We start from the raw sequence: 253 nt of genomic DNA on the forward strand, positions 1-253 counted from the left end.
TGGCCAAGGGCATGTTCGCCGACGACAAGACCAAGCTGACCTGGAGCGCCCCGCAGGCGCTGTTCCCGAAGAACAAGGTCAAGCTCCTGCTCAATCTCGTGATGATCGCCACCTCGGCGATTCCCCGGGGCGGCGTGATCGACGTCGTCGTCTCCGGCGACGGCGAGGCGCCCACGCTGGTGCTCAAGGCCAAGGGCTCCCACGCCCGCATCCCGCCCCACGTCGAGGAGCTGATGGCCGGCCGGCCCGAGAG

Annotated in this window: 1 protein-coding gene; it reads left to right on the plus strand. The window is 68.8% G+C overall.

Features of this window, described 5'->3' with window-relative positions; all coding sequences use genetic code 11:
• Positions 1–11: 11 nt before the first annotated feature.
• The coding region (locus KZZ06_RS21615; protein ID WP_257884539.1) for a histidine phosphotransferase family protein at positions 12–253 on the plus strand (242 nt) is incomplete at its 3' end.

Origin of the sequence: Sulfitobacter sp. CW3 (assembly GCF_019392245.1) — a bacterium.
Classification (GTDB): Bacteria; Pseudomonadota; Alphaproteobacteria; order Rhodobacterales; family Rhodobacteraceae; genus Sulfitobacter.